The organism is Anoxybacteroides rupiense, from assembly GCF_014196195.1.
GTDB classification, from domain to species: domain Bacteria; phylum Bacillota; class Bacilli; order Bacillales; family Anoxybacillaceae; genus Anoxybacteroides; species Anoxybacteroides rupiense.
Window position 1 is genome coordinate 95929 of the sequence record NZ_JACIDF010000005.1, and the last position, 12606, is coordinate 108534.

A 12606-nucleotide genomic window follows, 5' to 3' on the forward strand; every position below is an offset into this window, starting at 1 on the left:
TCGTGTGGCAGCCTCTTTATAAAAAATACCACTATCATATCGGTTTATGGCAAGGAAATTAAGCGATGACTTCGTTTAGACAACGGACCATCCGCGTTGGAAAGGAAGAGGATGACATGCGCGTTATTTTGGTCGATGATGAACCATTAATTCTTGATCGCTTTGCCAAACTAATCACAGGGAATGAAGGAATTCAACTTGTAGGGAAGTTTAGTGATCCTCGCCAAGCCTTTGAAGCGATTGTACAGAAGCAGCCAGATGTTGTTTTCCTTGATGTAGAAATGCCAGAGCTCAATGGCATAGAAATGGCAGAAAAAATTCAAACGGTTTTGCCTCGCACGAAAGTCGTTTTTGTAACCGCCTATCGGGAGTATGCGGTAGAGGCTTTTGAATTAAATGCAGTCGATTATTTAGTAAAACCGGTGCAACGGGAGAGATTGAACGAGACGATACGCCGTCTAAAAAAGGAGCTGGTAGTAAAACAGCCCTTCCATTCCCCAAATCAGGATGTCATGGTGTGCTGTTTTCAATCATTACGATTTAAACAGACGCATAAACCTTCCTACTTTTTGGATGTGCATTGGCGGACAACCAAAGCCAAAGAGTTATTTTCGTTTCTCATCCATCATCGTCACAATCCTGTCCATAAAGCAGCGATTATAGATCAGTTGTGGCCGGATATCGATTATGAGAAAAGCGTCACTCAGCTATACTCAACCGTCTATCAGATTCGTCAAGCATTAAAAAAAGCGGGGATTCATATCACCATTGTTAGTTTTAACCATAGTTATAAATTGGATTTAAATGGAATTCGATTGGATGTGGACGAATGGGAGCGACGAATCAATGAACAGCCTATCATGACAGAAGCGACTCTTGACCAACATCGGGAAATTTTAGATCTGTACGGTGGGGATTATTTGGCCGAATCTGGCTATTTATGGGCAGAAAGCGAACGGGAGCGACTTCGCGCCCTCTGGCTGCACCACATTCGAAAGGTGACAGACTTTTTATTGGCGAAAAAAGATTATATTGGCGCTATAGCCCTTTGTCATCGGATTCAGGACTATTATCCGTTCATGGAAGACAGCTATTTTGAGCTCATGCAGTTGTATAATAAATTAGGAGACCGTAAAGCGGTCATTCAGCAATATATGAATTTAAAGCAGATGCTCAAAGAAGAATATGAAATGGATCCGCCGGCGACAATCAAAACATGGTACCACATCTGGAAAGAGGACAATGATCCGCTTTAATAGAAGAGAGAGTCGTTATTAGGTGACGAGGGGCTTCATCCATAGCCTTGTTACCGTAAAATTTTGGTGCAGTCCCCAGAAAGTGAACCATGGATCTAGGGACTGCTTAAAAAATAAGAGCTTCGAATCACATGCTTTATGTTTTGGGTATTTTAAAGAAAATAGTGGTTCCTTCTCCCGGAGTGCTCTTTATGTGAAGCTCTTCTCCAAATAATTGTTTGAGACGCCAATTGGTATTGTAAATGCCGATGCCTTTTGTTTGACAAGTAGTGTGAAGAATTTTTCGTATTTCTTCTTCAGTCATGCCGACACCATTATCAGCAATAGTGACTTCAACATGCTTCCCTTGGTCGATGATGCGGATTTGAACAGTGCCACCGTGAATACGCTGAAGAATCCCATGTCTAATGGCGTTTTCCACCAACGGTTGAATGATGAGTGGTGGAATCAGTACATGCAAATGTTGATCAATGTCCCAATCAATTGTGAGTCGATCGCCGAACCGTTCTTTTTGAATATAAAGATACGATCGCAATAACTCTAGTTCATGCTCAAGAGGGACAAGTTTTTGGAAATTTTCCGAGTCAAAACTTTTTCTTAAATAATTTCCGAATTCAACCAATAAATGTATCATTCGGTCATGATCGATAGTGCTCAATGATGCGATGGTGTCAATTGTATTAAATAGAAAATGAGGATGGATTTGAGCCTGAAGCAATGCGGCTTCCATCCGCAACCGCTCATGAATCGATTGCTTCAAGTGAATCAAAGTGTTTACTCGCGCTTTCAATTCCAATCCTTCGATTGGTTTGGTCACATAATCGTTCGCTCCTGCTAAAAATCCGGCGACAATGTCCTCGGGATGGCTTCTCGCCGTCAAAAGCAAAATGGGCAATTCAAAGTTAGAGGCACGCTGTCGGATCATTCGCGTCAATTCATAGCCAGACATGTAGGGCATCATGACATCGGCGATCACTACATCCCATTCTTCTGATTCGACCAGCGCCAATGCTTCCTGACTGCTGGTAACGGAAACGACATGATAGGGCGCTTCGGAAAATATGATTTCTAGAATTCTTAAATTAATTGGATCGTCATCGACTGCCAAGATTCGAACGCTCCCTTGGTTTGGAAGCGATTTGTCGAGCGCTTGCTGTTGCTTCGCTGTATCGGTTTTGCTAAGCACCGGAATTTTTGTGGAATCCTGAACCTTCTCTTCCTTAGGATGCTCCGTGTTAGCGAGCTCGAGCGAAAACGTAAAGACCGAACCTTGCCCTGGAGTCGAATGGACAGTTAAAGTGCCGCCGTGAAGCTCGACGAGTTGTTTACAAATATGTAGACCAAGCCCTACCCCGTTTTCCATCGCGGCCGATTCTGCGTTTCCTTGCGTGTAGCGTTCAAAAATAGTGTCCAAGAGGGTTTCATGAATTCCGATTCCCGTATCGACAACAGAGACATTGACCCAATCCCCTTGAATAGAGGCATGGACGGATACTTCATCAGCTTGTGCATACTTGACGGCATTATGCAGAAGATTGAACAAAATTTGAATCACTCGGTTTTCATCGGCAAAAACCGGCGGCAAATTCGCTGGAACCCGGTTGACAAGACGGATTGATTGTTCGTCTGTCAGAAAGCGTATCATATCTAGTACAGTTTCCGTCACATCATATAGAGAGAGGAGGCGGCGCTTCATTTTGATGCGATTTTCTTTCAACCGTTCCAAATCCAGCAACGCGTCCAATAATGTGGACATATGGCGGCCAATGCTAACCATCAGCTCAAGATGCTTCGCGCTATTCGCTCTCAGGTGGGCCTTTTCGTTTTCCAATACAGCTTGGGAAATGTTGATCATGCCGTGGAGCGGGTTGCGCATCTCGTGAGCGACAGACGTCAAAAATTCATCTTTCTGTTTATCTGCTTTTTGAAGCTTCTTAGTCAACTCTTGTGACTCTGAGAATGTACGAAAATACTGTTTGAACCAATAGGTAGAAAAGCAGATCATAGCAATCATCAGATCGAAAGGATAGGATTTCATCTCAATGCTGAAGATAAAGATGACCACGAACCAAATGAGACTTCCCACTGCAGCGATGATCGCCAAAAACAGAAAGATGTTGTCATCATTGATTCGGGTTGTGGCTCGATACAGAGCCAAAGGAGCTAACAGACAAGGAATGAGCATCATGAATATATAGTACCACTGCCATGTTAAATGAATCGATATAGGGAAGCTGAAGATCATGAGCACAGTGATGGTGCACAAAAGATAATACAAAGGCGGTACTTTTGTTTGCAACTTATCAGGCAAGAAATGCTGAATGCATTTCAATAATGTGTACCCACCAGCCACCATTGTTAGCAACGTGATCTTGATGCTCCATTCAAATGAGAGCGGAACCCATTGAAATAGCAATCCATTTCCTATCAATGTACCATTGACGATGCAAAGAATCATCAATGAAAAATAAAGAAACGTTTTATTGCGGTTTCCAATAAGGAAGACGATTAAGCTATACAAAGCATGGAAGAGGTATATGACACAAGTGATAATCGCTACCGTGGTGTTAAACTGGATTTCCTGTGAAAGAGGTTCAAGCAACCCTAAGTGTACGGATTGCAAAATCCCAGCGCGAAACGAATGATCGTAATTGGCCACTTGGATAATCAGTTCAATTTTAGTGGCATGGTTCACAGGGAAATACACTGTTTGCGGAGTGGTCCGCGGCTGATAGCTCTCTTTCTCTGAGGCGGGGATTCCCGCCTGAGATAAAAGCTTGCCATTGACATACACTTCTGCTGAGCTGCTGATACTAGGAATGTGTATGCCATAGATGGCTTCTTGATGTGGATCAAGGAGAATCCGTAAACGATAAGAGCCATAACCGAAGACTTGACCATTTTCGGTAGATGTGCGCCAGTTGCCGGGAACACGTATCCATTGCACCTCTTTGCTAGAGACAACAGATTTCCCTTGTTTTGTGATCAACCATTGGTTAGGGAAAAATTCCCATTCTCCATCAAGAGGTAAGCTATGCTCCTTGAGTGGTTCCCAGCCGCGCAAATCTAACACCCCACGTTCCGCAGTCGGATGATCGGGAATGGTGAATGCGCTCATCCAAAGAAAACGAATCATGATTATGATAAGAAGAAAAACGGACAATATGAAAGCGATTTTTCGTTTGGACAATCTATATCCTATCTCCTTACGACATGTCGTTTTAGTTACATGTTCTATTTTTAATTCAATTATAATATGTTCAACATTAAAAAACACCTGTATCGGAAGTTTTCTAAGTGGAAATCCCAACTATATGGGGAGGGGGAGTTTTAACGCATTTATTCTTGTTCAAGGAGAGAGTTCAAATGAGAAAACGATTGGCTGCTATTTTTATTGTGATTGGGTTGTCCATCATCTTCGTTTCTATGCAACAGATTTTAGAAACGAAAGAAGCGACTCAGCAGGCGTTACAAACAGCAGAACAGATTGTGGATGAAAAGAAGGGAGAAGGAGGGAAAGATTTCCGAGTTTCTAGAGAACAATTTTCACCGAAGGGTCATGATGTGATAGGGATCTTATACATTCCAAAAATTGATGGGACATTGCCCATTGTCGAAGGAACAGAGGAAGAAATGTTGCGTAAAGGGGTGGGACATCACGTCTCTACTGCCTTTCCTGGCGATCATGAACAAATTCTTTTATCTGGACACAGGGACACGGTGTTTCGAAAGTTTGGCGATTTGGAAGTGGGCGATCGGTTTGTCGTAAAAATGCCTTATGGCACATTTGAATACGAAATGAAGAAAGCGGAAATTGTTGAAGCACATGACACTTCCGTCATAGGCCCTAAAGGGGAAGAGGTTTTGACATTATCAACATGTTATCCGTTTCACTACGTTGGACCGGCCCCAGAGCGATACGTTATTTATGCGTACCCTGTGGACTGAAAGAACGAATAAATATAAAGAACCAATCAATGAAAAATGATTAACAAAATATATCTGAGTTTGGAGACAATCATGCTATGGGTATAAAGGTGAGATTAACTTGGTTTTGGAACTAAGGGGGTTCTGATTATTTGTATGAAAATTGGATCATTTCTTAAATGATCAGAAACATCCACTTTAAAAAGGGGAATAATGGTAAATAATTCAGCCGATCTTTTGACCCCATGAGTTTTCGTTGGCTGCTATATGGCTCATCTTTCTAACATGTTGGTATTCATTCATCTTCTATAGTTGGTTTCAACAACCTTAAAAATATCCTTTCTTTTAAGTATCGCTAGAAATATGAAAATGACTTAAAGAAATGGCTGGTGTATTTTCTGTTTTTTTATAAAAGGCTCTGTTAAAAAATATTGTTGATATTTGAAACCTTTCCAAATTTATAGTATAATCTCATTAAGAACAAACATTCGGGGATTGGATGGAAAAAAGCTTTTTAAAAAGGAATAAGTCTATCAATGAGGGAAGTGCCATGCTACTCCAACCTCTTCCGTTGGTGGTCGATTAATGAACGAAACTCGGGAACCTCGTTCTGCCGTTTTTATTCAACCAACGGAATAATGGAACATTCATTCTAAATTAGAGGAGAATTTTATGGAGAAAAAACGAAAATTAGTATTATTTATTTCAACGAGTTTAGATGGATATATAGCTACAAAAGATGAATCTCTTGATTGGCTATTCCAAGTCGAAGGTGAAGGAGATAACGGTTATTCTGAATTTTATGAAACGGTAGATACGATTTTATTTGGTAAAAGGACCTACGATTGGGTACTGAAACAAGGTATAGAAAAACTCCCATATGAAAACAAAGCATGTTATGTATTTACAAGATCTCCTCTTGAGGATCAAGAAGATGTAAAATTTGTTAATGAAGATGCGGTTCATTTCACCAATAAACTTAAAAATCAAGAAGGAAGAAACATTTGGCTTGTGGGTGGAGGAGAATTGTTACATTCTTTTATAAAAAATCAATTGGTTGATGAATTCATCATTAAAGTTGCCCCTATTTTACTTGGAACAGGAATTCCTCTATTTAGAGAGGGAGATTATCAATTAAACCTCTCGTTGAAAGGTGTCAGGAACTTCAATCAATTCGTTGAACTGCACTATGAAGTTAAAAAGTAAAGGCACACACAAACGAAGGGAAGCCTAAAAAATGGGTTTTCCCTTCATGAATCGCAATGATCAACACGAAAATGTAACAGAGCCTCATAAAAAAGAAAGCACCAAGATAAACTTCTCGGTACTTTTCGCTAGTTTTCTTTTACTGCGCTTGCTGTAAGTCGCTGATATCTTGCCTCATGTTCAATGGAACGTTTGGAAAGAACGTCTAAAATACGCTCGTGGCGCTCTTGATTTAGCTCGATGTTTTTAACAATTCGATTGGTCTCTAAGATAGCTTGTTGAATGCTTATAAGATCTCCTTTTGTCGCAACCGCAGCAAGATCTTCTTTGGTTGCCAGTTTTGTCTTCATCTGGTCAATTTCTGATTGAAGTTCAACTAGTTTCTCGAGAATTTGATTTAATAGCGCTTCCACCATGATCATCCTTTTTTGAAATATTGCGCTGTGTTCTTGCGCTTTATGTACATACACCCTATTCACATTGTTGGTTATTCGTCAATCTTGGGTTTCGACGAATTCGACCGATCGGCGCGGCAGATCAGGTAGCTCTGATTTTGGAAAATCTATATCAGATAGCCGATTTTCGTTCTCATATTGGATACAAAGAATTTTGCAACTTCTTGAGGGCGCTTCCTATCATATCATGAATCTTTCATGGCTATAAATTATTATAAGTGAACAAGTAGATAGATGCAATGTGACATGTTAATTTTGACATAGATAGAGCGTTTGGACTTTTTCTACGGTCGGGCAGACCCATAGCGCCGCTTTATGGAAACGTGGGCGGAGCTGAGGATGGCGTTATTTCCATTTTCGTTGACGAAAAGGCAAGCCCGAATCTAACAAGCTTCGGCAAACTCAAAAATCCTCATTTGTTTTCCTAAAAATGACGTATGAACGAAAGAAAAACTGTCGTCGACCTCCAGTAGCGTCAAAAACCCGGGGGATCGACGACAATTTTCTAACCGCCAGAATTCCTACAGCGATCAGAAAAAGAAGCTATTTCTCGAACTTTGAGATACGTTTATAATGACATTGTATCCATTTTCCAAATGCTGCTTTTATCATTATTTTTGGGGTTTTTATCTTAACTATGAGGGATTGAAACAATTTGAAGCAGACTTCTTCGTCACTCCCTCATTTGCGTTTTTATCTTAACTATGAGGGATTGAAACGAGAAGAAGCGTAACAATAAGCAGAAACGGCAGGGGTTTTTATCTTAACTATGAGGGATTGAAACAATTTCTGCCGTTCACTCTTTTCATGTACGTCACGTGTTTTTATCTTAACTATGAGGGATTGAAACCGATGACACCATCCTCACATATTGATCTCTTCATGTCGTTTTTATCTTAACTATGAGGGATTGAAACCGCATCATATAGCTTAAAAGTTCACGAAGGGGAACGAAGTTTTTATCTTAACTATGAGGGATTGAAACTCGAGAATCGATTCTAATTCGCCATCGGCCATCGATTGTTTTTATCTTAACTATGAGGGATTGAAACAGGAGTTGGAGCAACGTGAAGGCGAATCAATCGCCAGTTTTTATCTTAACTATGAGGGATTGAAACCTCCTATTCTTCGAGAAGTTGGTGCATGGGCACAAAGTTTTTATCTTAACTATGAGGGATTGAAACTTGTACTACATGTCCAAAGACAGGTCTAGTGCCTGGTTTTTATCTTAACTATGAGGGATTGAAACAGTTTAAAAATGGGATAAAATAAATTTCGTTTAGCTGTTTTTATCTTAACTATGAGGGATTGAAACTATGATGGACATTGTTCGTCGTTTGGTAACAGTTTAGTTTTTATCTTAACTATGAGGGATTGAAACAAATCTAGATCATACAGGAAAACCGCCTTTGCCGCGTTTTTATCTTAACTACAAGGAATAAAAACATTTTGCACGGACAGTGTTTTTACTGCCATCGACGGCGCGTCAATTATAGGGCTGTGGTGATTGAAATGGCTTTAAGAAAACACATCAGGAAACTTAAGATCAAATTTTATGTTGTGCGGTAGATATATGGGGTCTTCCCTCATTACATTTACGTGATGGGGGATAGACCCCATTATTTGTTTATTATCATATAAGCCTCAAGTCTTATTCGAATATACATTTGAGGTCCATTTTGGAACATTCCCTTTTACTGTATTCTTACAATAAGAAAAGGAAGAGTCGCTTGATCTGATTCCATCCAAGTTGTAGATCGAGGCAAAATGTCGAATATGCCATTAAATGGAAGATGACTGAAGCATTAGATCATGCGTGAGGTTCAGCTGTTTTAAGGGCGCCTGAAAAAGTTGATGGTTCGAAGTAGGGTGAAGAAACTGATGTAAAATTTAATGGGAAAGGAAGGAAAAACATTGGAAAAGAAAATTCCTGTTTTATTAGGTCTTATTGGATTGATTAGCTTATCCCTTATCTTTTGGAATCCAGTTGATTTTAGTTGGTGGCCTTTCGGAAAGCCAAAAAACCAGTCGGTTACATCAGAGGGAATTGATATGATTGAAATGGATATTTCAGGTGTCAGCACAACGATTATTCCGAAACACCGTGAAGACATAAAAGCTGATTTAGATGGAAAGGGAAAACTGACAGTTAAGCGTCAGGGAGATAAAGTGAGTATAAGTGTGGAGCGGAAACGGTTTGGGTGGCCATTTCATAACAAGGCAAAACTGAATCTTTATATCCCTGAAGATTATGATCGAAACATGGTGATAAATCTGGGGTCAGGGAATTTGAGCTTCTCTGGTCATTCAAAAAATAAACCGATGAAACTAGATAAATTACTGTTCGATGTGAGCTCAGGAAACGTCAAACTAAAAAATATATCGGTTCAACGTTTTGAACACGACAGTTCATCGGGGAATGCCGATATCGACTCATTAACGGCAGAATCAGGAACATTTGATATTCGTTCGGGAAATCTTAAGGTGCGGCATTATAGTGGAGCGATTGAGGCCGATTTATCATCTGGAAATGTAAGTATGCAAATGGACGAATTAACAGGGGCTGTGGATATTGAAGTCAGTTCCGGAGGGGTGGATCTTCATCTTCCGAAAAGTGCTGATTTTACTTTAAACGGAAAAACAAGCAGCGGTAATATCACATGTGATTTTCCGTTAACCAAGAAAAAAATAGAGCATAAAAGCATCAAAGGCGTCCATGGATCCGGTGAACATCCTATTGATCTAAATGTATCGAGCGGTCATATAAACATTTATTAAAACAACGGAGAACAATATGAATTTAAGAAAGCAGCCTGATTCCTATCTTTGTGTTTCAGGCTGCTTTTTCAATGATTAACCTGTTTAGAAGCAGCATCGACAAGAACAGACATTGATCAGAATCTTCAACTGAATGGATCTAGATGTTGCGCTTTCTCTCACTTTATAAAAAAATAAGTGACAAAATGTGATTCATAAATCCATTGAATCGCATTTCTAAAAGACTATTTTTGTATTTTTTTGAAAAAAAAGAAGGGATTTTTGAATAAAATGAAGAAAAATTTTTCACATCACTTACTATTGATGGATTATATACAAGTGATAAATGATTTCGCCATCCCATTCATTTGCACATGATCTTGAGCGAACGAGAAGATAGATACCCATTCAATTAAGGAGAATTCGGTTTTTTTGGCCGAGAACCGAACAACCAGCTGTTTTCAGAGAAATGAATGCGTCTGCAAGCGGCGTTGTTGGATCGTCCGCTCGCCATCCCTGCTTATTAGAGAGGGGAGTATGGCTACATTAATGGAAGGGATAGCCGAGAAATCTGTCCATCTTCATTGGCATTCTATTTATAAAAAAGTGAATCGAGAATGCCTTATTTTAAGCTTTTCTGGGTTTTAAAGGGAGGGATGAGACAACATGGGGAATGGATATTTTGTCAGCGAGTTAAAAAGGGCGTTTTTTTCACGAAACACGTTCATTAGTCAACTATTAATTTTCGCTTGCATATTTATAGGCTCTTTTGAGTTTATTTTTCATCCGTACCCAGGTGTAAACGCCATTTATTTATTTATGTACTCACATAGTGAGGGAACGTCAGCCATATTAAGTTTGTTGTTTCCCGTGTTAGTTTCTTTACCGTTTGCTGCTTCTTATGTAACGGATGTTCGCACTGGCTTCATCCACTATATATCTTATCGAATGAGCCGAAAAAAATATTTGCTGATTCGCCTGCTGGTAAACGGACTAGTAAGCGGTTATGTGATTGCATCAAGCCTGCTTGTATCGTTTATCCTCTTTTTACTGATAAAAAAATTTGATGTGTCGGTTGTAGATACTCTAAATATCATAGTCTTGCGCGGGGTATACGAGTATTCGCCGGTTTTATTTGTTTTGATCATGATTTTGAATAGCTTTGTTTGCGGGGTCGTTTTTTCTACTTTAGCGCTTGGCGTATCTACGTTTATTCATAATCATTATTTAACCATTGTTTTTCCTTTTGCTTTTTATATCCTTTCTGGAACTTTGTTATTTCAAATCAACAAATTCCTCAATTCTGCTATGTTATTTGATTTAGAGTATGATCCTGATTTAAAGATTTCATACGTCGCACTTTACGATTTGATATTGCTAATCATAGGAGTTGCATTATTTTTTATAGGAGCTGCCAAACATGCGGAGTAATTTGAGCATTAGATTGCTTAATATTCTTTATAGTGGCAAGTTTGTTTATACGATTCTATTGTTCCTCATTATCATTAGTCTATTTCGTTTTCATTCTTTTTTCATGTATAAAGAGGAAAAAAATGTTTTCGATTTATTATTGTTTTCATTTCATGATTTTTTCCATGTATTCTTTCTCTTATCATTAATTTATTTAGTGAGTATCTTTCCTTTCACCACTTTTCGTTCGTTTGATCAGTACGCAATGATTAAATTCGCCAGCCGCGCCAAATGGTTTTACACTTCTGTTATCAGTATGGGCATGGCAACCTTATTATTTGTTTTAGCGTCGGCTTTCATTTGCATCCTTGAATCATTGTTGACATTGAAATTTGAAAACAGGTGGAGTGAATATGGGGCGGCCGTATATGACTTCCTATTAAAATATAACGATATAAAGCCGGCGACGTTGGTGTTATTTAGTCTACTTCTTGTTTATTTATTTTTTCTAACATTGGGAATCACTTTTTTTGTGGCTAACTTAATCGTCCGAAATAATGTCATTAGCTTTATCATCACGCTCGGCTTTAATGTGATTAGCATCGTTATATATTTAAGTAAAATCACTTTCTTTTATCCGTTTACATTCACTTATCATGTTTTAGTAGGAAAAATGGGGAGCTCATTTTATAGTCACTTTGTCCAGTCCATAATCTATTGGGGAACGGTTTTGACCCTATTATTGTTTATAGGAATATCGCGGGTGAAAAAGATGGACTTTAGTTGGAGGCAATCATGAAATACTTACGTCTTTTAAGGTATTTTCTTCGTACTTTGTTGTATAAAAGAAATATGATAATCATCCTTTTAACTTTTGTGGTTTTTCATTTTGTGTCATTCAATTTTTATAATTGGCAAAATGCTGGACCTGCTTCTCTTTTAATAACATTTTACTATGGACCTGCTTATTTTAATTTCGATTTGTTAAGATGGTTGCTACATCAAACGCCGATATATGTTTTATGTGGGAATTTTTTAAACAAACAACTTAATGAAAACAACCTTTGGATACTTCCAAGAGCAGGTCATTTTTCTTTATGGTTAAATGGGATGATTTCAGCTAATTTTATATTTATCGTGATTTATTATTCGATAGGGTATTCCATCTCCATACTATTATCATACCTGATAAATGGCGGAAAAAGCATGAGTGCTAGTTTAGATGATATTCCTTTGTTGAACACTTATACTCCTCTAAAACTCATGTTATTTCAATTTGTTTTACTGATCTTGTTGACTTTTTTCATTATGTTAATGAGTCATGTGGTTTCGATATTGGCTGGCAATTCAATAGCAGGCTTTAGCATCTCTGTTATGTTTATTTTCATATCAGTAGGTTTACTACAAAGTTCACCATATGTGAATAAATGGCTGCCGTTTTCACAGGGCGTTCTTGCAGCGAGAAACGCAGAGGTTTCTCCGTTTGCGTGGTCATTGAGTTACTATTTCTTTGTAATTTTTATGATTATAATACTCGTTCATTATATATGCTGTAAACGCATGGACAGTCTATTACATAAGAATGCGCTATAAGG

General features: G+C 38.7%; 9 protein-coding genes and 1 CRISPR repeat array. Of the genes, 7 read left to right on the forward strand and 2 right to left on the reverse strand.

What is annotated here, in order from left to right:
* Positions 1 to 65: 65 nt before the first annotated feature.
* Complete coding sequence (locus GGQ95_RS10215; RefSeq protein ID WP_082063832.1) at positions 66 to 1256, forward strand: response regulator; 1191 nt, start codon at positions 66 to 68, stop codon at positions 1254 to 1256.
* A gap of 136 nt (positions 1257 to 1392) precedes the next feature.
* Here the strand turns inward: GGQ95_RS10215 and GGQ95_RS10220 are convergent, their stop codons facing one another.
* Positions 1393 to 4446 (reverse strand): hybrid sensor histidine kinase/response regulator, encoded by a 3054-nt coding sequence (locus tag GGQ95_RS10220; RefSeq protein WP_183186712.1) that lies wholly within the window; start codon positions 4444 to 4446, stop codon positions 1393 to 1395.
* Positions 4447 to 4622: 176 nt separating this feature from the next.
* Between GGQ95_RS10220 and srtD the strand changes: the two genes are divergently transcribed.
* Positions 4623 to 5204, forward strand: coding sequence for a class D sortase, LPxTATN-specific (gene srtD / locus GGQ95_RS10225; protein WP_044746208.1), 582 nt, complete (start codon positions 4623 to 4625; stop codon positions 5202 to 5204).
* A gap of 651 nt (positions 5205 to 5855) precedes the next feature.
* Complete coding sequence (locus GGQ95_RS10230) at positions 5856 to 6389, forward strand: dihydrofolate reductase family protein (RefSeq protein WP_066151100.1); 534 nt, start codon at positions 5856 to 5858, stop codon at positions 6387 to 6389.
* 128 nt (positions 6390 to 6517) lie between these two features.
* Here GGQ95_RS10230 and GGQ95_RS10235 read toward each other — a convergent pair whose 3' ends face one another.
* Positions 6518 to 6805 (reverse strand): hypothetical protein, encoded by a 288-nt coding sequence (locus GGQ95_RS10235; RefSeq protein WP_044746206.1) that lies wholly within the window; start codon positions 6803 to 6805, stop codon positions 6518 to 6520.
* Between the two features lie 661 nt (positions 6806 to 7466).
* A CRISPR array of direct repeats spans positions 7467 to 8290; the repeat unit is 30 nt; unit sequence GTTTTTATCTTAACTATGAGGGATTGAAAC.
* Between the two features lie 468 nt (positions 8291 to 8758).
* On the opposite strand from GGQ95_RS10235, the gene liaG reads away from it, so the two are divergent.
* The 4 genes from liaG to GGQ95_RS10255 all read left to right on the forward strand — a co-directional run bounded on the left by liaG (position 8759) and on the right by GGQ95_RS10255 (position 12604).
* Positions 8759 to 9622, forward strand: a complete 864-nt coding sequence (liaG, locus tag GGQ95_RS10240; RefSeq protein WP_052660998.1) for a LiaG family protein — start codon at positions 8759 to 8761, stop codon at positions 9620 to 9622.
* A gap of 645 nt (positions 9623 to 10267) precedes the next feature.
* Positions 10268 to 11032 (forward strand): hypothetical protein, encoded by a 765-nt coding sequence (locus GGQ95_RS10245; RefSeq protein WP_183186713.1) that lies wholly within the window; start codon positions 10268 to 10270, stop codon positions 11030 to 11032.
* Positions 11022 to 11810 (forward strand): hypothetical protein, encoded by a 789-nt coding sequence (locus GGQ95_RS10250; RefSeq protein ID WP_183186714.1) that lies wholly within the window; start codon positions 11022 to 11024, stop codon positions 11808 to 11810. Before GGQ95_RS10245 ends, GGQ95_RS10250 begins: the two co-directional genes overlap by 11 nt.
* Positions 11807 to 12604, forward strand: coding sequence for a hypothetical protein (locus tag GGQ95_RS10255; protein WP_080859879.1), 798 nt, complete (start codon positions 11807 to 11809; stop codon positions 12602 to 12604). The genes GGQ95_RS10250 and GGQ95_RS10255 overlap by 4 nt, the downstream gene beginning before the upstream one ends.
* Positions 12605 to 12606 lie beyond the last annotated feature (2 nt).